This is a genomic window from Tsukamurella soli (assembly GCF_039541155.1).
Lineage (GTDB): Bacteria > Actinomycetota > Actinomycetes > Mycobacteriales > Mycobacteriaceae > Tsukamurella > Tsukamurella soli.
The window spans coordinates 18856-43859 of record NZ_BAABFR010000021.1 but is presented as its reverse complement, the minus strand read 5'-3'; the positions used below and the strand labels follow the sequence as shown (position 1 = coordinate 43859).

The following is a 25004-nucleotide window of genomic DNA, read 5'->3' as shown; positions in this document are numbered from 1 at the left end:
CGCCGTCGTTCCGGCGCGTACCGTGCGGCCGCCCGCGGGTTTTCGGCGCCTACCGTGTGTGCATGACGACGACTGCAGTTGTGACCGGCGCCGGCCGGGGAATCGGGCTCGCGTTCGCGCGGCGCCTCGCCGATGCCGGGCATCGCGTGGTACTCACCGATGTCGACGGTGACGCCGCACAGCGGTCCGCCGCCGAGATCGGCCGCGGTGCCGTCGGACTGCCACACGACGTGCGGGACATCGCCGCGCACCGTCGAATCGCGGACGAGGCCGCGGAGCTGGGTCGGCTGGCCGTCTGGGTGAACAACGCGGGCGTGCTCTTCGCCGGCGATGCCTGGAGCCACCCGGACGTGGAGATCGCCACCATCCTCGACGTCAACGTACGCGGCGTCATGGCGGGTTCGGCCGCCGCGGTGGCGCAGATGGGACAGGCGGGCGGAGCGATCCTCAACGTCGCGTCCATCTCGGCACTCGGCCCGGTGCCCGGCCTCGCGCTGTATGCCGCGACCAAGGCGGCCGTGCTGTCGTACACCTCGTCGCTGCAGGGCGACCTCGCCCACGCCGGGCTGCCGATCCGCGCGCACGCGCTGTGCCCGGACGTCGTCGGCACGCAGATGGTGAGCACTCGCGCCGAGGATCCGGGCGCGGCGCTGCTGTTCTCCGGGCCGAAGCCGCTGGACGCGGACGACGTCGCGCGGGCCGGCCTGGAGCTGATGGCCGGCCGACAGATCTTCCGCGTGGTCCCGCGGTGGCGGGGCGCGCTGGTACGGGGGCTCGACATCGCCCCGGCCGCGGGGCTGACGGTGCTCGGCGTCGTGCGGAGGATCGGCGACCGCCGGCAAGCGCGCGGCGCGCTGCGCTCACGGTGAGCGCAACCGTTGCCGGGGCCGGTCGGCGCCCCTATATTCCCATCGATGAGCGAAACCGTCATCGAGATACGTCCGGATAGCACCGCACTGCCGGGAGTCTCGATGCCGAGCCCCGCCACCGGGGACCCGGTCCGTCGCTCGTCTCCCGCGTCGCGGCGTGCGCATGGCTGAGGCGTACGCGATCGTCGACCACGCGGGTGTGGCGGTCGACGCCTCGGAACCCGCGGTGATCGACGTGCTCTTCGACGGGCAGTGGGTGTGGTCGTTCCAGTCCGAGCGTGACACCCGCAAGGTCGGGCGCGCCGCGCAGCAGCTGGCTCCGTGGCCGGCGAGCCTGCGGCCCTTCCTCCGTGGAACCGGTCACGTGACCGTGCGCGAGCGCTTCTCCGAGCGGACCCTGTTCGACGGTGACTACGCGTTCGACGACGGTGCCGGCCGGGTGCGCGTCGTCGACAGGGCCGGCCGCCCGCTCATCGTCGACAAGGCGGGCGATCTGCAGTGTGGGTTCGCTGCGCGCGGGCAGGCCACCATCGACGTGCTGCTGGACGCGGTCGAGGATGTGCTGGCCAGGCTCGCCGGTGCCGGCGTCGACGCGTTCCTGGCGTACGGCGCCCTGCTCGGCGCGGTGCGCGACGGGGCGTTCATCCCGCACGACTCGGACGCCGACGTCGCCTACCTGAGCCGGCACACGAGCCCCGTGGACATCGCCCGCGAGTCGTTCGCGCTCGAGCGGGTCATGATCGAGGCCGGGTATTGGACGTGGCGGTTCTGCGCGGGCGACTTCAAGGTGATCGTGCCCGACCCCGAAGGTGGCCGGGCCATCGACGTGTTCGCCGGCTTCGTGGTCGGGGACGTGTTCTACCTGTTGCCCGAGGTGGCCTCGGATGCGTTCCGCACAGACATGGTCCTGCCGCTCGGCGAGGTCGAGTTGCACGGTCGCAAGATCACGGCGCCGGCGGACCCCGAGGCCGTGCTGGAGATCACGTACGGCCCCGGCTGGCGGATCCCGGACCCGTCGTTCAAGTTCGAGGCGCCGCACTGGGTGCACCGTCGCCTCGACGGGTGGCTGCGCGGCAACAACGGCAACCACGACCACTGGTGGCCGTTCTACTTCGGACGCTCGCAGGAGACGGTGCCCACCGAGCCGTCGCCGTTCGCGCGGTGGGTACAGGATCAGGAGCCACCCGGATCGGCGATAGTGGACATCGGCACCGGCACTGGACGCGACGCCCTGTGGTTCGCGCGGCAGGGGCGGGACGTGCTCGGCCTGGACTACATCCCCGCCGCCACGGAGCGGGCGGGCCACCACGCGCGGGACGAGGGCCTGCCGGCACGGTTCCGCACGCTGAACCTCTACGACATCCGCCAGGTGCTGGCGCTCGGTGGCGAGCTGGCGCACCGGGACGCCCCGCCCGCCCTGTACGGGCGCTTCCTGATCCACGCCCTCGAGGACGGGGGCCGGCACAACCTGTGGCGGATCGCGGGCATGGCCCTGCGCCGCGGCGGCAGGTTCTACCTGGAGTTCCGCACCGGTCTCGACGCCGTCGCGGAGCACGAGTTCGGCGAGCACTTCCGGCGTTATCTGGAACCTGCGGCCGTGATCGCCGAGATCGAGGCGTCCGGCGGCAGCATCGAGCACTGCGAGGCCGGTCACGGACTCGCCGTCTACAAGCAGGAGGATCCCCACGTATGCAGGTTGGTAGCGGTATGGAAGCGCTGACGTCGCTGGAAGCACTGAAGGCGGGCGCACGGGCTCGAGGCCGGACGGTGAGGGGTCGGATCGACCGACTCACCTGGGCCGCCAGGACCGCCCGGCAGCTGCCGGAGCGGCTGAAGCAGCTCGAGCGGGACGTGCAGGAGAACCGGAGGCTGCACCAGCGGGTCGCGGAGCTCACCGACGTGGTCGCCGAGGTGCTGGTGCCCGCCGCCGACCGCGACGACGCCCGGATCCGCGAGGTCCTCGCGAAGTACGGCGAGACCTCGTTCTAAGCGGTCCCTCCGCGCCGCTCAGCCGGTCGAATCAGCCCTCGAGCAGCGCCCGGATGTCGGCGGCGGCCAGGCGCGCGTCGAAACCGCCGCCGCCGTCGACCACGGACTCGAACAGGGCTGCCTTGCGGGCCTTGAGCGCCATCACCTTGTCCTCGATGGTGTCGGCGGACACCAGCCGGTACACCATCACGCTGCGCGTCTGGCCGATGCGGTGGGCGCGGTCGATGGCCTGCGCCTCGGCGGCGGGGTTCCACCACGGGTCCAATAGGAAGCAGTAGTCGGCCTGTACCAGGTTCAGGCCGAAGCCGCCGGCCTTGAGGCTGATCAGGAACACGGACGCGCGGCCGGAGGTGAACTGCTCGATCACCGCCGGTCGATCGGTGGTCGAACCGTCGAGGTACGCGTACGAGATGCCCTGCTCGTCGAGTCGTTCGGCCGCCTTACGCAGGAAGCCGGTGAACTGGCTGAACACCAGCACGCTGTGGTCCTCCTCGAGCAACTCGTCGAGCTTGTCGCTGAGGTAGTCGAGCTTCGCGACGTTCTCCACCGCGAGCTCCTCGTCGATCAGGCTCGGGTCGAGCGCCAGGCGGCGCAGCAACGTGAGCGAGCGCAGGATCTCGAACCGGTTGCCGTCGAGGTCGTTCAGCAGCCCCAGCAGCTTGGCGCGCTGGTCGGCCAGGATCCGGTCGTAGGTGTGTCGGTGCTCCTCGGACAGGTCCACGGTGACCACCGCCTCGATCTTCTCCGGCAGGTCCTTGGCGACCAGATCCTTGGTGCGGCGCAGCATGAACGGCCGCACCCGGCGGCGCAGTCGGGCGAGCCGGTCGTCGTCGCCGCCGCGCTCGATGGGGCGGCGGTACTCGTCGGCGAAGTACGAGCGGCCGGGGAACAGGCCGGGCACGGTGAGCGCCAGCAGGGCCCATAGTTCCTCGAGGTGGTTCTCCATCGGGGTGCCCGTCACGGCCAGCGTGAACCGGCGGTCCAGCGCGGTCACGGCGCCGAACGCCTTGGAGCGCGGGTTCTTCACGAACTGGGCCTCGTCCAGGATCACGCCGGCCCACGCCAGACCCGAGTACTGCTCGTCGTCCAGCCGCAGCAGCGTGTACGAGGTCAGCACCACGTCGGCGCCCGCCACCACGTCCGCCAGCGGGATGCGCGACTTGGCGGAGGTCTCCGTCACCGTCGCCACCGTCAGATGGGGGGCGAACCGGGCGCACTCGGCGGCCCAGTTGGCGACCACGGATGTGGGCGCGACCACGAGGAACGGCCCGGGCTGCTCCGCGTGCGCACGGCAGATCAGCGCGAGGGTCTGCACGGTCTTGCCGAGACCCATGTCGTCGGCGAGGATTCCACCGAAACCGTTGTCCCACAGGAACGACAGCCAGTCCAGGCCGTCGCGCTGGTACGGCCGCAACTCGGCCGCCAGAGACGGCGGCGTCTCCTGCCGGGGCAGCTCGCCCGCGGTGAGCGCACCTACCCGGCGGCGCCAGTCGGCGTCGAGCTGCGCATCGTCGGCCAGCTCGGCGAGGTCGTCGACGAGCCCGGCCTGGAACCGGCTGATGGTGAACGACCCGCCACCGTCCTCACCGGAGGACCGGCGCCGGCGCCCCCGCACCGGGAGCTCGCGCGCCTCGCCGATCAGCTCGCGCAGGCGGTCGAAGCGCTCGCCGTCGATCCGGGCCAACAGGCCGCCGGGCGTGACGATGGTGTCCTGGCCCGCCGCGACCGCGGTGAAGACGTCCCGGAACGGCACCGGCTCGCCGTCGACCTCCACGGTGACCTCGAGGTCGAACCAGTCGGTGTTCCCGGGCCGGTCCGACGACCCCACCGACACCGACATCGTCGCCGCCCGCTCGGCCCAGCGGAAGCCCGGGTCGCCCCGCACCTCGACGGCCAGGTCGGGCACCGTGCGCAGCACGGGGGCCACGTCGGCGAGCCACAGCGCCGCCTCGGTGCCGGTATAGAAGCCCTGCGAGTGGTCGACGGTGACGCCCGCGTCGCGCAGGGCGTGCAGCATCGCGCGGGTGATGCGCTGCTGGCCGACGGCGTCGGCGAGTCCGGGAGGTTCGGTGCCGAGCGCGAAGTCGCGGGTGTCGGCGCCCACCGAGTATCGCCACCTCCACGCCACCTCGAGCTCGCCGGCGCCGGCGAAATAGCAGGCGGCGCAGACCAGTACGGGACGGCTGACGGCGATGTCGCCCACGGCGGAGCCCGGGTCGCGCACGGGCGTGGTCGCGGCCAGGAACGGCAGGTACTTGTCGCGGAGGCGGGGCAGGTCGGCCGCGGGCACGTGGACGGGCGTGAATCGGCGCAGCGCCGCGGTGTGCTGCGGCGTCAGGGGCGCCGCGAGCGGTGCCAGGCGCAGCACGCCCGGGTCCAGCTGGAACAGCCCGGTGGCACGCTGCATCCCGAGCAGCCCCCCGGTGAACGGCTTGGGCCCGCCTCCGAGGTCGGCCTCGAGGACCAGCTCTACACCCGCGCCGGCGGTCTCGACACCCCCGCCGGTCGTCTCGACACCGGCGGCGGCAGCCTCGACCGGCCCGGCGACCAGGCCGAGGCGGGTGGGCGGCCCGAGGATCACCTCGGTGCGCGGGGCCTTCGCGAGCAGCGGCACCCCCGCGTCGCGCACGGCCCGCAGCTGCTCCCACAGCATCGGGGTGTCGATCGATCCCAGGTCCACCCACGCGTCGGCCCCGTACACCGACCACGTGGCCAGCTGGGCGAGCGCCGTCAGCGGCTCGCGGTGCGGCGCGGGGATGCGGGTGGAGCCGGCGACGGTGCGCCAGCGCAGGTCGCCGGCCACCCACGAGCCCTCGCGCATGCCCGGCATCACCAGTCGCGCGGACAGCCGGGCGCCGGAGTACGTGCCGCGCGCGTCCATGTCGAACTGCACCGCCACGGGGACGACGGTGGCGGTCGGCGTCGGCCCCGGGAGCAGCGCCTCGAGCTGTTTCTCCCACGGGACCGCGGCGGGCCCGGCACCGTCGACGTCCTCGGTGGTGAGCTCGAGCAGCAGCGCCGCGCCGTGCTTGCAGCTCAGGCCCACGGGGCACGTGCACAGGGAGCGGACGGGGACCCAGCGCTGACCGGAGCGGCTGACCCACACGCGGGTCTCGTACTCGCGGGTGCCGGCGACGATGCCCGTCACGACCTTCTTCTCCGGCTCCCACTCCAGATCGGCGATCAGACCCGTCGAGACGTACTCCCGAGCCCGACGCACCGTAGGTGCGCCGAAGAAGGGAACCAGGTCGCTGTCGACGAAGGAGGGTCCGCTCATAGCCAAGCGGCCAGTATAGCCGGATTCGGTGGGCCTCCGAGCGTTCGATGCGGCCCGCGTCGGTCCTGTCAATGTGCTGTCGGCCCGTGCGTTGAATTGATCGCACATGGGACGTGCCGCTACCGTACCGGGGAGACCGCCGAGGTGGTGTGCCGAATGCATTCAGGGATTGTGAATAGTGAGCGTGGATCAACGAGCGGGCGGCGACCAAGAGGGTAAGGCGTTGGAGGACCCGTCTGTCGACGGGGCCGTGGCGGCGGTAGCCGACGGTGGCGCGGTGGCCGACCCAGCGACCGGTAGTGGCGCCCCGGGGGCGACGTCGGGCGGGAGCAAGCCCCGCAAGAAGAGCGGTCACCTCTACGAGATCGACTTCGTCCGGCTCATCACGTTCGCCGGCGTGATCCTCGATCATTGCGTGTCGGGGACGACGGTCCCCACCAACGTCGCGTCCAACGCGATCCAGATGGCGCTGCACTACACCCGCAACTCGTTCTTCGCGCTCACCGGGTTCGTGCTGGTCTACCAGTACCGGTTCAAGGAGCTCAAGGCCACCACGTTCTGGCGGCGGCGATTCAAGCTGATCGGCCTGCCGTACCTGCTCTGGACCGTCTTCTACTGGCTGTATCACTACACGCTGCTGTGGCCGCCCTACTTCGGCAGCTTCGCGAAGGGGTTCGACTCGGGCTCTGCGACGTGGCAGTCGTTCAAGACGCTGGGCTACGACATCTTCAGCGGTAACGCCTGGTATCACCTGTACTTCGTGTTCTGCACCATGCAGGTGTACGTCGTGTTCCCGTGGGTGCTCAAGTTCCTGCGGTGGTCGTTCGGCTACCACAAGTACATCCTCGCCGCGAGCTTCCTGTTCCACGTCTACGTGCTGCACATGATGAGCGGTCCCAAGCCCGCGTTCTTCGACACCTGGCTCACGAACAAGCTGTGGGTCCACCTGCCGCTGACCATGATCCCGTACCAGTTCTTCACAGTGGCGGGCATGATCGCCGCGATGCACTTCGACGCGTTCCGTGCGTTCGTACGCAGGTGGTGGTACGCGGTGTTGGCGGCCACCTTCGTCGTGGGGTTCGTCACCGTCCTGTACTACCTGCATCGGACGCACCACATGATGGCTTCCGACGCAGCCAGCGTCTTCAAGCCGTACAGCGTGTTCCTCTTCATGGGCATCGCGCTCAGCCTGTACGGGATCGGCACCCTGTGGTCGGAGCGTCGCTCGCCCGGGTCGATCGCCGACAATCTGATGTCCAAGGCGGCCGACCGGTCCTTCGGCATCTTCCTCGTGCACGGGTTGTCGTTGCAGGAGCTTGCGCCCACCATCCAGCGCTTCCGATTCACCGTCTACGCGCCGTGGGTCACCATCGTCACCTACATCGCGTGTATCGCCGTCACGGTCGTCGCCGTCGAGGTCCTGCGGCGCTCCCCGCTGAGCCTGGTGACGACCGGCCGCGAGATGATCCCGCTCGCCAAGCAGAACGTCCGCGACGTGCTGGTGTTCGGCGTGGCGTTGATCGCGGTCGGCGCGCTGCTGCAGAGCGTGCTCGACATGCCCGTCGGCACGATGATCTGGGTCGTCGGCGTCATCCAGCTGCTGAGCACCGCCGGCTGCCTGGTCGCTGCGCGCCGCCGCACCGTCGCCGCCTGACGGGGGTCCTGCTGCCGGACGGCGCCTGCGTGGGGGGTACCGACGGTGCCTGGCTGAGCAGGGTCTGGCTCCGCGCCGCCGAAGTCGGTTGACTCGACGGGTACAGCACGAGTCGGCCTACGGGCAGAGATGGAGTACCCAGCGATATGAGGATCTCGCAGACGGCGCAGGAGAACTACGAGCAGCTCTTCCCGGAGAGCGAAGGCACGCTCGCGGCGACCGATCCGGACCTGACCGAGGTGTTCCGCAACTTCGCGTTCGACGAGGTGCTCCGCGACAGCCCGCTGGAGCCCCGGACCAGGCTGATGGTGCAGCTCGCGGCGCTGATCGCGTGCCAGGCGCACGGCGAGTACCGCGCGATGCTCGGGGCGGCGCTCACGGCGGGCGTCACGCCCGTCGAGGCGAAGGAGATCGTCTACCAGGCGGTGCCGTACGTCGGGATGGGGCGCGTCCGTGAATTCGTGCACGCCACCAACGAGGTGCTCACCGAGCGGGGCGTCGAGCTTCCGCTGCCCAGCCGGTCCACCACCGCGCCGGACACCCGCGCCGCGGCCGGGCTAGCGGTGCAGAAGCGGATCGTCGGCGCCGAGCGGGTCGACGCGATGTATGCGAACGCGCCCGCCGACGAGGCGCACATCCAGCGGTTCCTCTCGGCCGACTGCTTCGGCGACTACGTCACCCGCGACGGCATCGACGTCCCGACGCGCGAGCTGCTCACGCTGTCGATGCTCGCGGCCCAGGGCGGCTGCGACGCCCAGGTGCGCGGTCACGTCGCCTGCAACGTCAACGTCGGCAACGACCGCGCCACGCTGCTGGCGGTGGTCACCGCGCTACTGCCGTACATCGGCTATCCGCGCACCCTGAACGCGATCGCGGCGATCGACGCGGTCGCGCCCGCAGGAACTCCGAATGAGTGATGTGATCGTCGTCATCGGAGCCGGCTCGATAGGGCAGGCGATCGCCCGGCGCGTCAGCGCGGGCAAGCACGTGCTGCTCGCCGACCTCCGACAGGAGAACGCGGACGCGGCGGCCCGGGTGCTTGCCGATGCGGGGTTCGAGGTGAGTGCCGCCGTCGTCGACGTCTCCTCCCGGGCGTCGGTGCACGCCCTCGCGGACGCCGCGACCGCGCTTGGAGCGGTCACCGGTGTGATCCACGCCGCCGGCGTCTCGGCGAGCCAGGCCACCGTCGAGCAGATCCTGCGCGTCGATCTGTACGGGAGGCGCTGGTGCTTGAGGAGTTCGGGCGGGTGATCGCCGCGGGCGGAGCCGGGGTGGTGATCGCGTCGCAGTCGGGACACCGCCTGCCTGCGCTCACCGCGGAGCAGGACTTGCAGCTCGCGACCACGCCGGTCGACGAGTTGCCGGACCTGCCGATGCTCCAGCCGGATCGGCTCAGCGACCGCCTCCACGCTTACCAGATGTCCAAGCGCGCCAACGTGCTCCGCGTCATGGCGGAGGCTGTGCGGTGGGGCGAGCGCGGGGCGCGGGTCAACGCGATCAGCCCCGGCATCATCATCACCCCACTCGCCCGCGACGAGCTCGACGGCGCCAACGGGGCAGGCTATCGGCGGATGATCGAGCTCAGCCCCGCCGGGCGCGCCGGCACCCCCGACGAGGTGGGCACGGTCGCCGAACTGCTCCTGGGCGCGCAGGGCGCGTTCATCACCGGCAGTGACATCCTCATCGACGGCGGCGGCACCGCCTCGCACTTCTACGGTCCCCTCGCGGGGCGGACTCCCATGCCCGAGTCGCACACGGCCGAGTCGCACACGGCCGAGTCGCGCGGGGACGACGTGCACAGGGCCGACGCGCAAGGGGATGACGCGCAGGATGCGGAAGGCGAGGCACTGCCGTGACCCGCGGCCACCAACAACGCCGACCTGCCGATTTCGGCCCCAGCCGACCCGACCGGCGGCGGGGTCGACGGGTGGCGGGTCGGTGACCCGGTGATGGGGTCGATCCCGAATTCGTTCGCCGAGGACGTCGTCGCCGGTCAGACGTTCGTCGAGTGCCTACCGGCTACGGCCGAGGATGGGCACGTCGTGAATATCGGCCGCCTCGCCGTCCCGATCTCGCGCATCGACCTCGACGCCCTGTCGTACCGGCACCTGACCGTGCACGGGGTGCCCTTCGGCTTCACCCGCGATGGGGAGATGGCCGGAGTCATAGCCGGCCTCCTGCCCGATGTCCGCCCGGCCGTCGCCCGGGGGAGAGAGCCGACCGGTGATCGACCAGACTGTCGACATCCGCGAGTTCCGGCAGGCCGCCGACCGGCTCCGCTCCGGTGACGCGGTCGGCAAGATCGTGCTCACGTTCCCTTGATCGCGTGCTGACCGGCGTACTTCCATTGCGTCACGTGGCGTAACGCCTGACCGCACTCCGCGCCGCGGATCTAAAGACGGTCGCGCCCGTAGTTCGTCGGGAAGATCAGATGCTCGTGTTCTCCGCGGCGGTGTCGGGCTGATATCGCCTGGCGGGGGTCCATCGGATCGGCGCGGCCGTATCGTCGCCGTCCATCCGGATGCGGCCCGTCACAGCCAAGTGATGCAGGTGGGCGTAGGTCTCGCCCAGGGCCTGCCGCTGCGCTCGCGCGTCGAAAGATGTGAACGGCCGCGACCAGTGCAGAGCGGCGGCGACCTGCCAGGTGGTGTCGGCGCCCTGCTGCACCGCGTCGCTCACCTCGGCGAGCCGCAGCTGATGGTGGTCGAGGACTGCGGCGACGCGCCGGGACGGCTGTGCGAAGGGCCATTCATGCCCTGGGAGGACCAGGGTGGAGTCGGATGCTGCAGCGACGCGGCGCAGCGACGTCTCGTACTCCGCGAGCGGGTCGGGGCACGAACCGGGACGTTTCGAGACGTTCGGTGTGATCCGGGGCAGGAGGTGGTCGCCGGTGAACAGCAGTCCCCGTTCCCGGTCGAGGAAGCACAGGTGCCCGGCGGTGTGTCCGGGAGTGTGGACCACCTCGAGGCAGTCCCCGGTGTCCGGGACGCGCGCACCGTCGAGCAGGGTCAGGTCCGGTTGCACGTCGACCATCGCGTCGACCAGACGGGACACCTCGCCGCGCAGTCCCTCGTGGCCTGGCACGCCGCACCGCAGCAGCCAGGCGCTGAGTCGGCCGATCCATTCTGTCTTCTCGCCGGAGGAGACGATCTGGGGGCGCTCCGCCTCGTGGACGGCGATCCATGCGTCGCTGGCCGCCTGGATGCGGCCCGCGAGACCGTAGTGGTCCGGGTGCACGTGAGTGGCGACGACCCCGACGACGTCTCCCACCCGACGGCCCGCGCGTGCGAGGCCGGCTTGGAATGCGGCCCAGCCCTCGTCGGTGTCCCAGCCCAGATCCACCACTATCAGGCCCTTGGGGACCTCGACCGAATACGAGTACGAGTAGCCCATGACACTGGGGAACGGCATCGCCGTCGCCCACACGCCGGGTGTCACACACCAGCCGGGCGGGGTCTTAGGGCGGATGCGCGCAGCATCGGGCGGCGACCCGGTCGCCCCGGCCCGTGGGTGGGGTTGGTTGAACATCATCACTCCGGTCGCGTATCCGATGTTTGGTTCTTATATCGGTACAACGTACGGATGGCACTCAGGTTGTGTCAACGCGTCGCTCAGGACGTCGAGCGCAACGTTGCACAGGCGGCGGGGGATCAATACGGGCACGACCGCTGCGGCTTCGTGTGCGTTATCCGACCGCAGCTCGGGGGTGATTTAGGTGTACTGGTAGTTCCTCCCTTGTTCCTGCGTGCGGGCTTAGCGTCGAGTCCGGGAGCCGCCGGGCTCTCGTTCTTCGGAGGAGGAATCGCATGGCACAGGAACGAAGTCGCGCGCAGCAGCTGGTCGGGGACATCGCCCCGAAGTTGGCGGAGTTGACCGACGACGTTTTGTTCGGCGATGTCTGGGCGCGCCCCGGGCTCTCGCCTCGGGACCGCAGTCTGATCACGGTGGCGGCGTTGACAGCGTTGGGACGTACCGACCAACTGCGCTCGCACCTCGGTCTCGCCTTGGACAACGGTGTGACGACAGACGAGTTGGCCGAGACGGCCACGCATCTGGCGTTCTACGCGGGCTGGCCGGCCGGGATGACGGCGGCCACGACCCTGAAGCAGGTCGTCGATGCCCGGTGACCATATGAACGACCAAGTGATGGTCGCCCTGCCCGCGCCCGCGACCGCGAAGGCGGCGGCGGATCGATTCACCGGCGACGTGTGGGTGGACGGCATCACCGGCGGAGCCGGCCCCGGCACGGCGACTCTCGCGACTGTGCGGTTCTCGCCGGGCGCGAGGACCGCCTGGCATCGCCATGCCAACGGCCAGACCCTGCACGTGACCGCCGGGCAGGGGATCGTCCAGTCTCGGGACGGGAACACCATTGTGATGCGGCCGGGGGACACGGTGTACACACCGCCGGGCGTCTGGCATTGGCATGGTGCAACGCCGGATTGCTTCATGGCGCACCTCGCGCTCTCGGTCGCCGGGGGCGATGTCGACTGGGGCGAGCACGTCGGCGCCGACGAGTACACCACCGCCGCGCGTCACGGTGAGGCCGGTAGGAGTAGCCGATGACCAGAGGCCGCGCCACATCGTCCGGAGGTCCGATCACGATCGCTGCGCAGGGCGGCTTCGCGGCCGGCGGCACGGTCGCCTACCGCGGCGGGGACTTCGATCCGCGCAACCCCATGGACCCCGCCGGGCAGACACTGCACGGTGATCATGCCCGGGTCACGTTCCAGATCCCTACGGATGCCCGGCCGCTACCACTGTTGTTCTGGCACGGCTGGTGGTCCGACAGCGGCTGCTGGGACACCACCCCCGACGGCCGGGAGGGGTTCCGCACCCTGTTTCTGCGGCGTGGATTCCCGGTGTACCTGCTCGATCAGCCCCGGCGCGGCTCAGCCGGGAAGACCACAGCCGGCGCCTCGGTGCCGACGGATCCGAACGAGCAGTGGTTCTTCAATCAGTTCCGGCTCGGGCTGTGGCCCGAGCCCTACGACGGCGGTCGGTTCGCGCCCGGACCGGCTGCGCTCGAGCAGTTCTTCCGGGCCATGGTGCCCGACACCGGACCGCTCGACACCGACGTGATCGTGTCCGCCGCATCCGCGGCGATCGACCGCATCGGCGATCTCGTGCTGGTGACCCACTCGCACGCAGGCGGGTTCGGATGGCTGACCGTTCTGCGCAACCAGGCGATCCGCGCGGTGGTCAGCATCGAACCCGGCAGCGGGTTCGTCTTTCCCGAGAGTGAGCTGCCCGACGCCATGTCCAGCTCGAACGGTGTACTGGCACCGGAACCCGTGCCGGACGAGGAGTTCGAAGCGCTGACCCAGATCCCGATCATCGTCTACTACGGCGACAACATTCCGACCGCGCCGACCGACGTCGCCGGCCGGGACAACTGGCGCGTCCGCCAGGACATGGCCCGCATCTGGGTCGACACCATCAACGAGCACGGCGGCGACGCGACGTTCGTGTCGCTACCCGAACGAGGCATCACCGGGAACTCCCACTTCGCGTTCAGTGACATCAACAACGTCGAGATCGCCGACCAGATCTCGGCGTTCCTCAGCGAACAGCGCCTCGACTGACGGACCAGTCCGACGACACAACTGACCGCGCCGGTCTCGGCGCGGTATCGAGAGGAGACACGAATGACCGAGGCGCACACCGACTCCACAGCGAACGGGCTTGCGGTGTTGGATTACCGGCAGAACCCGTTCGGTCTGGTCTACGAGGACGCGATCACCGCGAATGAGCCGGGCGAGGTTGCCATCCATCCGGTCACCTACACGCTGCGCGGCCTGCAGATCGTCGCGAACGTCTACGTGCCCGCCGACTACGACGAGAACGGCAAGGTCCCTGCTATCACCGTGGCGCACCCCAACGGGGGGACCAAGGAGCAGGTCGCGGGCCGGTATGCGCAGCGGCTGGCCGAGCAGGGCTACATCACGATCGCCGCGGACGCCGCCTACCAGGGGCACAGCGAGGGTGAGCCCCGCAGCGTGGACAAGCCCTTCTTCCGCACCGACGACATCCACGGCATGGCCGACTTCATCGCCGGCTACCCGGGAGTGGACACCGATCGGATCGGTGCGTTGGGCATATGTGGCGGCGGCGGGTACACCCTGAACGCAGCAAAGTCCGACAAGAGGTTCAAGTCGGTCGCCACCGTGAGCATGTTCAACTCCGGCCGGGTGCGTCGCAACGGCCTGCAGGACTCGCAGCTGGACACCATCCAGGATCGGCTGCGACAGGCGTCCGCCGCCCGCGCACAGGAGGCAGCGGGTGGGGAGGTCCTGTATGCCGGCGACGCCGACATGACCGACGAGCAGATCGCGGCACTGCCGTTCGATCTGTATCGGCAGGGCTATGAGTACTACTGGAGAACTCACGCGTGCCCGGGGTCTACGTTCAAGTACACGATGAGCAGCCTGGTGGATCTGATGGCCTGGGATGCCACCAACCAACTCGAGCTGATCGACGTGCCGCTGCTGATGATCGCGGGAGACGATGCCGACACCCGCTACATGAGCGAGGAGGCACTGCCCAAGGCGACCGGCACCGACGACAAGGACCTGTTCCTGATCGACGGCGCGCAGCACATCGAGACCTACTGGGTGGACGAGTACGTGGACGCCGCACTCGACAAGCTGACGGCCTTCTACGCCAGAACCGTCTGATCGTCTCGGTGTGATCGACGCGTCGGTTCTCCTGACGCACCGTGGAGTCCGGGCGCATTCGTGCCGGGCTCCACGGGTCGCACCGGGAGGTCAATCGTGCTGCGCCCGTAGCATTTTCTTGTCGAACTTCCCGACGCTGGTCTTCGGGATCACGTCGACGAAGACGATGCGGTCGGCTTCCGGCACCGCGTACTTGCTCAGCGCGTCGGAATCCACGTGAGCGAGCAGGTGCCGGCGGACTTCGTTCGCATCGACCTTCTCCTCCGATCCGAGGACGATGAACGCCATCGGTCGCTCGCCCCACTTCTCGTCCTTGACGCCGATGACCGCCGCCTCCTGCACGCCCGGCAGCTCGCAGATCAGCGACTCGAGCCCGATGGAGGACACCCATTCGCCACCGGTCTTGATGACGTCCTTGATCCGGTCGACGATCTGCACCGAGCCGTCCGGCGCCACCACTGCCACATCCTGGGTATGCAGATAGCCGCCCGCCCACAGTTCCTCCGAGGCATCCGGACGCCGGGTGTAGCCCTGGGTCAGGTACGGGGCACGCAGGACTATCTCTCCCTGCGTCTCGTTATCGCGTGGCACGTCGTGCATCTCGGAGTCGACGACCCGGAAGTCGACGAAGGGCACCGGCCGACCGGTATGTGCGCGCCACCGCACGTCGTCGTCCGCGTCGGCCGGTGTCACGCCGGGCGGGATCTGGGCGAGCGCCACGATCGGGCCGGTCTCGGACATGCCGTAGCCGGCGAAGACGTCCATGCCCTTGGATGTTGCAGCTCTACACAACGCAGGCGGGAGCTTCGCGCCACCGATGATCATGGTCCAGTCGGACAGGTCGTGCCCCGACGCATCGGCGGCGTTGAGCAGCATCTGCAGAATGGTCGGCACACAGTGTGAGAAGGTGACGCCCTCGGAGAGCTTCAACTCCAGGAGGTCGCCGGGTACGTACCGACCTGGCAGGACGATCTTCAGCCCGAGCGTGAGTGCGACGAAGGGCATGCCCCATGCCAGCACGTGGAACATCGGGGTGATGGGCATATAGACGTCTTCACGATGGATGCGTTGACCCGCACGCGGCGAGCACAGTGCCATCGCGCTGGCCATCGTGTGGAGGACGATCTGGCGGTGGCTGTAGTAGACGCCCTTGGGATCGCCGGTGGTGCCCGTGGTGTAGAAGGTCGCGGCCGTCGTGCTCTCGTCGAAGTCGGTGAAGGCGTAGTCGGGCGACGCGCGTCCGACGAGCTCCTCGTACTCACCGGCGATCATCCACCCGGTGGTCGGCACGGTCTGACCGTCGGCGATCACTATCACCTCACGAACGCATGTGAGTTCGTTCTTGACCGCATCCAGCATCGGCAGGAAATCGATGTGCACGAGCACGGTCTCGGCCTGAGAGTCGTTGAGTGTGTAGACGATCTGGCTGGGCGCGAGCCGGACGTTGACCGTGAACAGCGTCGCGCCCATCATCGGGATCGCGAAGTAGCTCTCGAGGTATCGATGGCTGTCCCAATCCATGACCGCCACCGTCGCTCCGTGCCGCACGCCGAGTGCGTCCAGAGCGGAGGCGAGCTGGCCGACCCGCCGCCGAAAGTCGCGGTAGGCGTAGCGCACCTCGCCGCGGTAGGTGATCTCCTGATCCCCGTACAGGCTCAGCGAGTTGGTGAGAAGCTGCCTGACGAGCAGGGGGTAGGAGTACGCGCTGGGGGTGCTGGCGATCAGGTTCTCAGGCATACGGTCTCCATCGGCGAGTCGGCGTGCAGGATCGGTGGGGCGGCCGGGGCGAGTGGGTGGCGGCATCTGTTGTGGAACGGCTTCCGCACCGGTCTCATGCAGAGGTGACCGGGCGTCCTGATGTTTGACACGTCGCGCCGACCCCACTACGTTCATTATACCGTAGTCAAGATCGTATCTATGAACAACGGCGAGAACTGTGGCGGAGGGGTGTCAATCGCCGAACCTGTACCGCCGCCGAATTCGATCCGTTTCGGCTTCGGGGGCATGCGCGGGGTGCCTGCCTGACGCCGGGCGGTGGTCTCCGCTCGCGGGCACGGTCGTTCGGTTCTCCCGCCGCGTGGACGACGAAGCTGCTCCCGGTCTCGCGACCTGTCGCACCGGCTCCGGGGGGCTTGGCTGCCGCCGTCGACCATCGCCATGTGTTGGCCAGCGACCGGCCCGGCCGTCTCCGCCCCCGGTCTGAGTGAGACTTGTCGAATGCTTGACGCAGTGTGGCCGCCACCTCTATTATGGTCGGAAATACGAACAATATTGCGATACTGCGAACGATGGTTTCATCACCGCTTCGGGGATGAAGGGAGACGGCATTGAGTGCCCCAGAGGGCGTCAAGCTCATCGATGTCGGCCAGTTCTACTCCGGTCCGTACTGCACCATCGCGATTACGCGGCCAGGCGCCGAGATGATCGAGATCGAAGCGCCGGAAGGGGATCCCAACCGGCGACTCCCCACCGTCGACGGTGACCTCTCGCCCAGCGCGGCACCGGATTCGGCTCCTACGGCCCGTTGTTCGTGCAGATCATGGCCGCCACTCGCCTGCTGGCGGCGCTGTACCGGCGGAGAACAACGTCATCTGAGAAACGGAGCTGATAGGTAAATGACCACTTCCGGGGACTTCAGCCTGCGCCATGTGACGCCGGCATTCCGCACCTACGCCGGCGCGGACGCGCTTCGTCGGTTCACCACGGAGCTCGACCGCGCGGGGCTGGGGCGTGCGGTGATCGTCACCGTGCCGCCCGTGTTCGCGAACGGCGAAGCGGCAGAACGCCTGCGCGGCGCTCTCGGCGACAGACTGGCAGGGGTCTTCGACGGTGTCGTCGAGCACAGTCCGCTGCCGGCGGTCGTCGCGGCCCGTGACTTCCTCGCTGATCATCGGGCAGACGTGGTGATCGCGGTGGGGGGCGGTTCCGCAGTCGTGACGGCACGCGCCGCGTCGATCCTGCTGGCCGAGGGCAAGGACATTCGCGACCTGTGCACCCAGCGCGGCGCGGACGGCGCCCTGACCAGTCCGCGCCTGAGTGCACCGAAGCTTCCCCAGTGGGTGATCCCGAGTACCCCTACCTCGGCGTACGCCAAAGCGGGAGCGGCGGTACGGGACCCGGAGACCGGGGATCGGCTCGCGCTGTTCGATCCGAAGATCCGCGCGCAGGGTGTCGTCCTCGACCCGGTCATCGCCGGCACCGCGCCGGTGGGCCTGATGCAGTCGGCTTCGCTCAACGTCTTATCGATGGCGGTGGAGGGCCTGCTGTCCCGCACCGACGATCCGCTCGCCGATGCTCTGTTGGCCCAGGCGCTGCGGTCCGTCGCCCTGTGGTTGCCGCGGCTGCACGAAGCCCCGGAAGCCTCCGAGCCGCGCCTACAACTGATGCTCGCCGCGTTGCTCGGTGGACAGGGAAGCGACTTCACCGGCGGCGGCCTGGCGCAGGCTCTTTCGCACGCGATCGGCCCCCGCTCGACGGCAGCCAACGGAACGGTGGAGGCTCTGCTGATCCCGCACGCAGCCCGGTTCGTTGCGGACGTGGTCGCGGATCGCTTCGCGCTCGTCGGCGACGTCTTGCGAGTACCGAATCCGGCTCCCGAGACCGTCGTCACCGCCGTCCAGGAACTGCTCGCGTCCTTCGGCGTTCCGGCCCGGCTGCGCGACGTCGGAGTCACCGAAGATGCCCTGATCGAATCGGCGGATCACGCGATGGACGACTGGGCGATCACGGCATCACCGCGAGTTCCCACCCGTGACGAGGTCATCGAACTCCTCACGGCCGCATGGTGACCCGCCCCACGAACACGAGACCCCGACGACTAGTGGAGAGACAAGGATGACTACAGCAGAGACATCGAGCGACAAGGGCATCACTACCGAACTCGCGGCAGGAAAGTTCACCGACGAGATGCTGCAGAAGATGCGGGATCTGATCGGCACCGAGCTGCGTACCGATTCGTGCGTGAACAACGAATACGCAACCCGCCTCGCGATCCTCCGGTTCTGCGAGGGCATCGGCGACGACAACCCGCTCTGGACCGACGAGGAGTACGGCAAGTCCACCCGGTTCGGTGAGATCATCGCCCCGCCCAGCTTCATCTTCGCCTGCCTCGGCTCGATCCAGGTCGGTTGGCCCGGCCTGGGCGGCTTCCACGCCGAGACCCGGATGAAGTTCGAGCGGCCGATCAAGGTGGGCGACAAGATCACTGCGAAGGTCGTGTTCGACGGCTTCGACGGCCCCACCGAGAGCAACTTCGGCGGCAAGCGGATCAAGGACTACCTGCGCCAGGAGTACTGGAACCAGGACGGCGAGTTGGTGGCCACGTTCATCTGCTCCCGCATGCGGTTCGAGCGCGGCGAGATGCAGAACCGTCGCGAGTCCCGCAAGATCGAGCTGCCCCATCCGTGGACCGACGAACAGATCGAGCAGATCGAGGAGAACATCCTCGCCGAGAAGCCGCGCGGTGCCACCCCTCGTTACTGGGAGGACGTGCAGGTCGGCGACGAGCTCGACACCGTCACCAAGGGACCGCTCGGCCTGACCGACGAGATCGCCTACATCGCCGCCGGTGCCGCGCCGGTGCCGCGCCTCACCGCACACGGCGTGGCGCTGCGCAAGTACCGCAAACACCCCAAGTGGGCCTACCGGGATCCCAACACCAAGGCGCTGGAGCCGGTGTACTCGGTGCACTACAACGACTACGCGGCCAGCCTGCAGGGCGCGCAGATCGCGTACGACGTGGGCATCCAGAGGACCTGCTGGGGTCTGCACTGCCTGACCAACTGGGCTAGCGACGACGGATTCGTCAAGTCCATCCACGGCCAGTACCGCTCGCACGTCTACCTGTCCGACGTGGTGGTGCTGGGCGGCACGGTGGTCGCCAAGGAGATCGATGAGGACGGTGACCACATCGTCGAGATCGAGACGCGGGCCATCAACCAGCGCGACCAGAACGTGATGCCCGGCTCCGCGGTGATCGTTCTGCCCACCAAGGGGGAGTGACGTGGCACAGGACATCGTCTGGGGCGGTGACATCGCGGTCGAGGAGGTCCGCGGTATCCCGTTCAAGATCTACACCGATCGGCCGCGGCACATCGGCGACCTGCTCGCATACGCGAGCAGGTGGGGCGACCGCGCCCACATCGTGCAGGGCGACCGGGTCGTCACGTTCACCGACCTGCAGCGCGCGGCCGACGCCAAGGCCGACGTCCTGGCCGACGGTGGCGTGCAGGCCGGCGATCGGGTGCTGCTGATCGGCTGGAACAGCCCGGAGTGGATTATCAACTTCTGGGCCTGTGCGCTGATCGGCGCTGTACCGGTCCTAGGCAACGGCTGGTGGAGTGCCGGCGAGGTCGCGGATGCCATCGACACGGCCAAGGTCACCCTGGCGCTCGCCGACCGGCGCGGCGCGACCAAGCTGCCGGAGTCCTTCCCCACGGGCGTCTGGGAGTGCGATATCCCGACTGAGGACATCGCCTTCGAGTCCCCGGAGAAGGCACCGGAGGATGCGCCGGCGGTGATCGTCTTCACCTCGGGCACCTCCGGGAAGCCGAAGGCGGTCGTGCTGGCCCATCGCTCGCTGCTCGCCGGGTTGCAGATGCTGCTGCACATTACGCGGCGGTTCCCGCAGATGGTGGACGAGTCGACCGGTGACGCCGGCCTGCACACCGGACCCATGTTCCACATCGGGGGCGTGCAGACCCTGCTCCGAGCCATCATGGTCGGCGACACGCTGGTGATGCCGGCGGGCAGCTTCAAGCCCGAGGAGGCGTTGCGGCTCATCGAGGAGTGGAAGATCGCCCGCTGGAGTGCGGTTCCCACGATGGTTGCCCGGGTACTCGAGCACCCGGATGCGCAGACTCGTGACCTCACCACTCTCAAGTCGGTCACCGTCGGTGGTGCACCGGTCCATGCCGAGTTCGTCGAACTGCTCCGCACCGGCCTGCCCGGGGTCGAGCCGCGGGTCGCGACCGGCTACGGCCTCACCGAGAACGGCGGCCAGGGGACGGCGGCGTCCGGCCGAGACACGGTCGAGCGACCCGGCTCGTGCGGGCGCCCGTTGCCCTGCGTCGAGGTCAGGATCGAGGGTGCCACCGATCACGTGGACGGCGAGATCCTGCTGCGGAGCCCCACTCAGATGCTCTACTACTACGGCGAGGAGAGCTCGCCGATCACACCGGACGGGTGGTTGCACACCGGCGACCTCGGCCGGATCGACGACGACGGCTACCTCTACATCACCGGCCGCGCCAAGGACATGATCATTCGTGGCGGGGAGAACATCGCCCCGGCCGCCGTCGAGGCCGCGTTGGCGAAGTCGCCGAGCGTGGTGGAATCGGTCGTGTTCGGTGTGCCGAATCCGGATCTGGGCGAAGAGGTCATGGCCGTGGTGGTGGTCACCGGCGGCATCACCGAGGCGCAGCTCGTCGAGCACATGCGAGCGAACATCTCGTCGTTCGCGGTACCCACGCGATGGCAGATCGAGACCGAGCCGCTGCCGACCAACCACGCCGGCAAGATCGACAAGCCGGCCATTGCGGCCGCGGCCCGCGCGAAGCTGGTGGAGGCGGCGCGGTGACCGAATCCATCGGAGTGTCCATCGCCGATCACGTCGCAACCGTCGAGCTGCGTCGGCCGCCGCACAACTTCTTCGACGAACAGCTCCTGACCGAGCTCGCCGACGTGGTGACATCGTTCGATGACGTCGACGAGGTGCGGTCCCTCGTTCTGTGTTCCGAGGGACGCAACTTCTGCGCCGGGGCCGATCTCCGCGGCATGGGACCGGGCGGAATCCGGCGCGTGTATCGGCAGGCGGCGCGACTGTTCACCGGTCGCAAGCCCATCGTCGCCGCGGTCCACGGACGGGCCGTCGGCGGGGGCCTCGGGCTCGCGATGGCCGCGGACTTCAGGGTCGCGGCACCCGACGCCCAACTGACCGCGAACTTCGCGCAGCTGGGCTTCCACCAGGGCTTCGCCCTCTCGGTGACGTTGCCGGCCGCGGTCGGGCGGCAACTGGCACAGGATCTGCTGTACACCGGCCGAGTGGTGGGCGGCTCCGAGGCCGTGGAGATCGGACTGTGCGATCAGCTCGCCGACGATCCACGGGCGGCTGCACTCGCCTACGCGGCGAGGATTGCGACCTCCGGGCCGCTTGCGGTGCCCGCGATCCGGGCCACCCTGCGGCGGCCGCTGATCTCCGACGCCGTGGCGGCGCTGGATCTGGAGGCGACGGCCCAGGCAGCGCTGCTCGACACCGCGGACTTCGCGGAGGGAATCGCCGCCTCGATCGGCAAGAGGTCGCCGGTCTTCACCGGCTCCTGAGTACCAGGCGGGTGAGCGAGCAGGCGGGCGACGGCGCGAGGATCACGGCCGTCGCCTGCCTGTCGTAGCCACCGGATGTCGAACCACGAACTCTTTTGATCCATCTTGAGGAGGCTCTGCATGAGCTCACCCGAACCCGCCCAGCAGGAGATGGCCGCACCGCTCGACCTGCTGCTGGTCAACTCGACCAAGTCCTTCACGCGCCGGATGATGCCCGACGGCTCCTGGGTCCGACTCGCGGCCGAGGTCGCGAAGCAGCCGGCACCGTTCATCGGGAACGGTAAGGTCCTCGCCACTGAGCTTCTGCAGATCGTCGCCGGCAAGTCCGATCGCGAGCCCAAGCGCGGTGATCGACGGTTCGCAGACCCGGCCTGGACGGGGAATCCGTTGCTCAAGCGGATCAAGCAGGCGTACCTCGCAACCTCGGACACGGTCTATCGGATCCACGGCGGCCTTGAACTCGACTACTCGGACAACGAGAAGGTCAAGTTCGTCATCGATAATCTGGTCGAGGGCTTGGCGCCGACGAACAATCCGGTGCTCTCGCCGCTCGCATGGAAAGCGTTGATCGATACCGGCGGACTGTCCGTGGTCCGCGGTGCGAAGGCATTCGCCAAGGACATGAAGTCCAAGCCTCGGGTGCCGTCGATGGTGGAGCCCGACTCGTTCGCGGTCGGGGAGACGGTCGCTGTGACCCGCGGATCGGTCGTACTTCGGACGCGCCTGTTCGAACTGATCCAGTATGCCCCGCAGACCGAGCAGGTCCGCGAGATACCGCTGCTCGTGGTGCCTCCGGTGATCAACAAGTACTACATCATGGATTTGGCACCGGGGCGGAGCCTCGTCGAGTACTACGTAGCGGGCGGGCAACAGGTCTTCATGATGTCCTGGCGGAATCCCGCCAAGCGGCACCGGAACTGGGGGTTCGACGAGTACGGTGCGGCGATCGTCGAGGCTCTCGACGCGCTGGAGTCGATCACGGGCCGGAGCCGGGCGAACGTTTTCGCCACCTGCTCGGGCGGCATCCTCGCATCGATGGTGCTTTCGCACCTGGCGGCGATCGGTCAGGGCAGCCGCGTCCCCTCACTGAGCCTCGGGGTGACCGTACTCGACCAGAGCTACGCCGGCTTCGCGTCCGCGGTCTCCGGGGAAGAGGCCGCCGAGGCTGCCATCCGCTCGTCCGAGTCGAAGGGATACCTCGACGGTGCCGCGATGGCGGAGGTGTTCGCCTGGCTGCGGCCGACGGATCTGGTCTGGCGGTATTGGGTCAACAACTACCTGGAGGGCCGCTCGCCGGCGCCGTTCGACGTGCTGTTCTGGAACGCCGACACCACGCGGATGACCGCCGCGCTGCATCGCGACATGGTGCTGCTCGCGCTGCACAACAAACTCGTCACCCCCGGTGCGGCGACGATGCTCGGAACCCCCGTCGACCTGGGGAAGGTGGAGGCGGACTCCTACGTGATGGGCGGCATCGCGGATCACATCTGCCCGTGGCAGGCCACCTATCGCAGCGCGGCGCTGCTCGGAGGGCGGGATAACCGGTACGTCCTGTCGTCGAGCGGGCATATCGCATCGCTGGTCAACCCTCCGACGAACAAGAAGGCGTCCAACCGGATCGCCGACGTCGACCCGTCCATCACGCCGGACGAATGGATGGAGCGGGTCGAGAACACCCCGGGTTCGTGGTGGCCGGACCATCTGGAGTGGCTCACAGCGCGGTCCGGCGACGAGGTCGATGCGCCGCAGATTCTCGGCGCCGCGGGATTCGAGCCCCTCGCACCCGCACCCGGCACCTACGTCCTCGAGAATTGAAGGAGCCACCGTGACACTTCACGTCGGTCGCCCGACAGACCTGCTCAGCCACGTCGGCGAGAGCATCGGAACCACTGATTGGATCGAGATCACACAGGCCAGGGTGGACGAGTTCGCCGACGCCACCGGTGATCACCAATGGATTCACGTCGATCCGGATCGTGCGGCGGCCGGACCGTTCGGTCGCACCGTCGTCCACGGATTCCTCACCCTGGCACTCAGCCCGGTTGCACTGTACGAACTGCTGGTGATCGACCACCTCGAAGCGTCGGTGAACTACGGGCTGAACAAGGTGAGGTTCCCCGCCGCTCTCCCAGTCGGGACCAGAGTTCGGCTCCACATCGAGATCACGGCGGTCGCGCAGAAGCCGGCGGGTGTCGAGGTGACCTTCCAGGTGACTACCGAGGCCGACGAGGGCGACCGCCCGGTGTGCGTGGCGGAGCAGGTGGTGCTGTACCGATGACCGGCAATAACGAGCTCGAGACGAGTGAGGAGCTGATCGCCACCGGCGGCCAGCGTCTCCGCGTCCGATATCGACGTGGCATCGGCGTCCCGTTGCTGATGTGTAACGGGATCGGTGCCGGCCTGGAGTTGCTGAGCCCTGTCGTCGAGCAGCTCGATCCGAATCGTCCGGTGGTGCGGTTCGACGCTCCCGGCGCTGGTGGATCGCCCGGATCACCTGTGCCGTACAGCTTTCCGTACCTGGCCTGGGTGCTTGGGAGAGTGCTGGACCGGTTGGGCATCGGCGTGGTGGACGTTCTCGGTCTGTCGTGGGGCGGCGCGGTCGCGCAGCAGTTCGCGTTCCAGAATCCGCATCGGTGCCGCCGTGTGGTGCTGGTGGCGACCGGCACCGGGGCACTGATGGTGCCGGGGAAGCCTGCCGTGCTGGCGAAGATGCTGACGCCGCGTCGATTCCGGGATCCGGATCACGCGGCTGGAGTCTCCGAGGAACTGTACGGCGGTTCGGTACGAGGCCGCGGTGCGGACGTCGCCGCGCTGATGGGGCGGCAGATGCACACCGGTTCGGCGCGGGGATACACCCACCAGCTCGTGGCCGGTACGATATGGACTTCACTGTTCGCCCTGCCTGTCATCCGCCAGAACACCCTGGTGGTGGCAGGTCTGGACGACCCGATCATCCCGCCCGTGAACGCCCGCGTGATGAGCCGTCTGCTGCCACGCGGCCGGGTCTACTGGCATCGCGGAGGCCATATCGACCTGATCCTCAACGCCCGCGAGGTGGTTCCGTACATCGAGGACTTCCTGGGAGCCCCCGGTAGACGGATCGGAACGCGCACGGCGAACGGGTGATTGGACGGTGGCTTCTGTTCCGGAGTCGTCGCAGGCGGCTACACGATGAGTATCGCGCTGCCACGTGAAGAAACGTTAGAGGTGAGGATCAG

Annotated in this window: 23 protein-coding genes; 20 read left to right on the top strand and 3 right to left on the bottom strand. The window is 68.6% G+C overall.

All coding sequences use genetic code 11. The features are described 5' to 3' along the window. Positions 1-62 precede the first annotated feature (62 nt). From ABD908_RS08945 to ABD908_RS08935, 3 genes are all read left to right on the top strand, one after another. Complete coding sequence (locus ABD908_RS08945; RefSeq protein ID WP_344993970.1) at positions 63-869, top strand: SDR family oxidoreductase; 807 nt, start codon at positions 63-65, stop codon at positions 867-869. Positions 870-1032: 163 nt separating this feature from the next. Further along, positions 1033-2589: a class I SAM-dependent methyltransferase gene (locus ABD908_RS08940; protein WP_344993967.1), complete on the top strand. Its 1557-nt coding sequence runs from the start codon at positions 1033-1035 to the stop codon at positions 2587-2589. A 47-nt stretch (positions 2590-2636) separates the two neighbouring features. Continuing rightward, positions 2637-2858: a DUF6752 domain-containing protein gene (locus ABD908_RS08935; RefSeq protein ID WP_344993964.1), complete on the top strand. Its 222-nt coding sequence runs from the start codon at positions 2637-2639 to the stop codon at positions 2856-2858. Positions 2859-2889: 31 nt separating this feature from the next. Here ABD908_RS08935 and ABD908_RS08930 read toward each other — a convergent pair whose 3' ends face one another. Further along, on the bottom strand, positions 2890-6135 hold the full coding sequence (locus ABD908_RS08930; RefSeq protein WP_344993961.1) for a DEAD/DEAH box helicase: 3246 nt from the start codon (positions 6133-6135) through the stop codon (positions 2890-2892). 178 nt (positions 6136-6313) lie between these two features. Between ABD908_RS08930 and ABD908_RS08925 the strand changes: the two genes are divergently transcribed. The 5 genes from ABD908_RS08925 to ABD908_RS08905 all read left to right on the top strand — a co-directional run bounded on the left by ABD908_RS08925 (position 6314) and on the right by ABD908_RS08905 (position 10111). Further along, entirely contained in the window at positions 6314-7789 is a 1476-nt protein-coding gene (locus tag ABD908_RS08925; RefSeq protein WP_344993958.1) for an acyltransferase, read from the top strand. 146 nt (positions 7790-7935) lie between these two features. Then, positions 7936-8706 carry a carboxymuconolactone decarboxylase family protein gene (locus tag ABD908_RS08920; RefSeq protein ID WP_344993955.1) on the top strand — a complete coding sequence of 257 codons (771 nt, stop codon included), beginning with the start codon at positions 7936-7938 and terminating at the stop codon, positions 8704-8706. Then, entirely contained in the window at positions 8699-9040 is a 342-nt protein-coding gene (locus ABD908_RS08915) for an SDR family NAD(P)-dependent oxidoreductase (protein WP_344993952.1), read from the top strand. Before ABD908_RS08920 ends, ABD908_RS08915 begins: the two co-directional genes overlap by 8 nt. Further along, the gene (locus tag ABD908_RS08910; protein WP_344993949.1) at positions 9016-9645 is read left to right on the top strand and encodes an SDR family oxidoreductase; all 630 of its coding nucleotides are present in this window, start codon (positions 9016-9018) and stop codon (positions 9643-9645) included. Before ABD908_RS08915 ends, ABD908_RS08910 begins: the two co-directional genes overlap by 25 nt. A gap of 367 nt (positions 9646-10012) precedes the next feature. Further along, positions 10013-10111: a hypothetical protein gene (locus ABD908_RS08905; protein ID WP_344993946.1), complete on the top strand. Its 99-nt coding sequence runs from the start codon at positions 10013-10015 to the stop codon at positions 10109-10111. Between the two features lie 105 nt (positions 10112-10216). On the opposite strand, the gene ABD908_RS08900 is transcribed toward ABD908_RS08905, so the two are convergent. Further along, positions 10217-11200 carry an MBL fold metallo-hydrolase gene (locus tag ABD908_RS08900; protein ID WP_344993943.1) on the bottom strand — a complete coding sequence of 328 codons (984 nt, stop codon included), beginning with the start codon at positions 11198-11200 and terminating at the stop codon, positions 10217-10219. Positions 11201-11595: 395 nt separating this feature from the next. Here ABD908_RS08900 and ABD908_RS08895 point away from each other — a divergent pair, with 395 nt between their 5' ends. From ABD908_RS08895 to ABD908_RS08880, 4 genes are all read left to right on the top strand, one after another. Next, a complete protein-coding gene (locus tag ABD908_RS08895; RefSeq protein WP_344993941.1) occupies positions 11596-11916 on the top strand; it encodes a carboxymuconolactone decarboxylase family protein in 321 nt (106 codons plus the stop codon). A gap of 4 nt (positions 11917-11920) precedes the next feature. Continuing rightward, positions 11921-12355, top strand: coding sequence for a (R)-mandelonitrile lyase (locus ABD908_RS08890; protein ID WP_344993938.1), 435 nt, complete (start codon positions 11921-11923; stop codon positions 12353-12355). Continuing rightward, positions 12352-13374: an alpha/beta hydrolase gene (locus ABD908_RS08885; RefSeq protein ID WP_344993935.1), complete on the top strand. Its 1023-nt coding sequence runs from the start codon at positions 12352-12354 to the stop codon at positions 13372-13374. The genes ABD908_RS08890 and ABD908_RS08885 overlap by 4 nt, the downstream gene beginning before the upstream one ends. 63 nt (positions 13375-13437) lie before the next feature. Next, positions 13438-14466 carry an alpha/beta hydrolase gene (locus ABD908_RS08880; protein WP_344993932.1) on the top strand — a complete coding sequence of 343 codons (1029 nt, stop codon included), beginning with the start codon at positions 13438-13440 and terminating at the stop codon, positions 14464-14466. Positions 14467-14556: 90 nt separating this feature from the next. Here ABD908_RS08880 and ABD908_RS08875 read toward each other — a convergent pair whose 3' ends face one another. Next, positions 14557-16203, bottom strand: a complete 1647-nt coding sequence (locus ABD908_RS08875; protein WP_344993929.1) for a fatty acid--CoA ligase — start codon at positions 16201-16203, stop codon at positions 14557-14559. Between the two features lie 590 nt (positions 16204-16793). Here ABD908_RS08875 and ABD908_RS08870 point away from each other — a divergent pair. The 8 genes from ABD908_RS08870 (at position 16794) to ABD908_RS08835 (ending at position 24912) form a co-directional block, all read left to right on the top strand. After that, on the top strand, positions 16794-17081 hold the full coding sequence (locus tag ABD908_RS08870) for a CoA transferase (protein ID WP_344993926.1): 288 nt from the start codon (positions 16794-16796) through the stop codon (positions 17079-17081). Beyond that, positions 17082-18254 carry an iron-containing alcohol dehydrogenase family protein gene (locus ABD908_RS08865; RefSeq protein ID WP_344993923.1) on the top strand — a complete coding sequence of 391 codons (1173 nt, stop codon included), beginning with the start codon at positions 17082-17084 and terminating at the stop codon, positions 18252-18254. A 46-nt stretch (positions 18255-18300) separates the two neighbouring features. Beyond that, the gene (locus ABD908_RS08860) at positions 18301-19467 is read left to right on the top strand and encodes an FAS1-like dehydratase domain-containing protein (RefSeq protein ID WP_344993920.1); all 1167 of its coding nucleotides are present in this window, start codon (positions 18301-18303) and stop codon (positions 19465-19467) included. A gap of 1 nt (position 19468) precedes the next feature. Beyond that, on the top strand, positions 19469-21043 hold the full coding sequence (locus ABD908_RS08855) for a class I adenylate-forming enzyme family protein (RefSeq protein ID WP_344993917.1): 1575 nt from the start codon (positions 19469-19471) through the stop codon (positions 21041-21043). After that, on the top strand, positions 21040-21786 hold the full coding sequence (locus ABD908_RS08850; protein WP_344993915.1) for an enoyl-CoA hydratase/isomerase family protein: 747 nt from the start codon (positions 21040-21042) through the stop codon (positions 21784-21786). The genes ABD908_RS08855 and ABD908_RS08850 overlap by 4 nt, the downstream gene beginning before the upstream one ends. A 120-nt stretch (positions 21787-21906) precedes the next feature. Further along, positions 21907-23601 (top strand): PHA/PHB synthase family protein, encoded by a 1695-nt coding sequence (locus ABD908_RS08845; protein WP_344993913.1) that lies wholly within the window; start codon positions 21907-21909, stop codon positions 23599-23601. 10 nt (positions 23602-23611) lie between these two features. Further along, positions 23612-24064 (top strand): MaoC family dehydratase, encoded by a 453-nt coding sequence (locus tag ABD908_RS08840; RefSeq protein WP_344993910.1) that lies wholly within the window; start codon positions 23612-23614, stop codon positions 24062-24064. After that, a complete protein-coding gene (locus ABD908_RS08835) occupies positions 24061-24912 on the top strand; it encodes an alpha/beta fold hydrolase (RefSeq protein WP_344993907.1) in 852 nt (283 codons plus the stop codon). Before ABD908_RS08840 ends, ABD908_RS08835 begins: the two co-directional genes overlap by 4 nt. Positions 24913-25004: the final 92 nt, after the last annotated feature.